The organism is Anaerovirgula multivorans, from assembly GCF_900188145.1.
GTDB lineage: Bacteria > Bacillota > Clostridia > Peptostreptococcales > Natronincolaceae > Anaerovirgula > Anaerovirgula multivorans.
Genome location: NZ_FZOJ01000092.1, coordinates 1 through 1,644, shown reverse-complemented (window position 1 = coordinate 1,644; position 1,644 = coordinate 1). Strand labels below are relative to the sequence as shown.

At 37.7% G+C, this 1,644-nt stretch carries 1 protein-coding gene; it reads right to left on the bottom strand.

All coding sequences use genetic code 11. The features are described 5' to 3' along the window. The coding region (locus CHB72_RS25700) for a GLUG motif-containing protein (RefSeq protein WP_278277915.1) at positions 1-1,644 on the bottom strand (1,644 nt) is incomplete at both ends.

Below are 1,644 nucleotides of genomic sequence, written 5' to 3'. Positions count from 1 at the left end.
ACGCTGGAGCGGGAATGTCCTATTAATCCTCCTGCTCTACCATTAAGGGTATTTATGTTAATTTTCGCAGAACATTCTTCAATGAACCCTTGTTCCACATAGCCTGCCAGTCCACCTGCATAGGAATTTGAGTTAACTTCTCCACTGATTATATTGACATTCATAATCTGATTGTTTCCTTTGGCATAACCAACTAGAGCTCCAACATTGTTCCTACCTGTAACATTAGCATTTTCAATTGTTAGGTTCCATATCTTGCCGTCTACAATATAACCAAATAATCCTAGGTTATCTGCTGCTGGTCTGTTAATAAATAAATTTTTAATGCTATATCCGTTTCCATTTAGTTCACCTCTAAACGGCATGGTACTTACTCCAATTGGTCTCCATAAAATGTTTTCTAAATCAATATCATTCTTTAAAACATAGTGTGAATCCATCGAAAACCTCATTTTGCTAATATCAATTGCATCTTTAATAATATATGGATTTTCGGGGGTTCCATCCCCTTCAAGCACTTCTACCAATTCATGGTTAACTATTACACCTGATGGCATTGGAAGGTTGATGAAATAGGGATACGTAATATTTTCTTCAATTTCCCATATATTTTCAAAATCCCAGTTTCTAAATACTACCATTTTTAGTAAGTCAGGTGTTGTCTTTGCTTGATCCAGTGGTAATTCAAAGCCTGCATTTGCACTATCAAAATAACTATTGGTTATTAATGTATTGTTATTTTGACCTATTAATCCTCCTGCTGTTGTTCCCGTTGCATTAACAATTCCTACTGAATAGCAGTTGTTTACATTGACTCGCGCTGCGGAACTACTGCTATAGACTTGTCCTAATAATCCTCCTGTGTAGGGATTACTGCCCCTACCTGTAACCTTCCCTAATGCAAAGGAGTTTTCTATCTTTGCTCCATTTGCATATACTCTTCCAACTAGTCCGCCAATATAGGCATTACCTGTTATATCTCCTGTCGCACAACTTTCTGCTACTATGTTATTACTAGCAATATATCCTACCAATCCGCCTGCATAGTTTGATGTAACTGCAATATTTCCGAATGTAATGGATTTTGAAATATCAGCTCTTGAGTGTCCAATCAAACCTCCGCCATAGCTTGATGTGGCAACGATATTGACTTCGGTTGAACTGTACTCTACATTTCCACCTTCAATTGTTCCTGCTAAACCTCCTACATATGAGGTGGCATTGATTTCTCCACTTCCTATATATATATTGCTAAATGAATTAATCTCTTTAGCATAACCAACCAGTGCTCCTACGTAATTTCTTCCGAACACTATTATGCCATCAATTTTAATGTTTCTAAAATCTGCATTGTTGGTGTATGCCATTAAACCAACATAATCTGCTATTCCTTTGTTGATATGAAGATTATTAATGCTATACCCATTTCCATCCAGGGTTCCGCTAAAGGGCATACTGCTGTTTCCTACTGGTTCCCATTCTTCTTCGTCCAGATCTATGTCGTTTCCGAGTCGATATTGGGCTGCTATCTCATATCTCATATTGTTGAGTTGGTCTTTTGTCATTAGGATATATGGATCTTCTGCTGTGCCTTTCCCTCCTGCTACTTCTTCTTCAGGCAAGCCTTCTTCTACTGCTGATGGT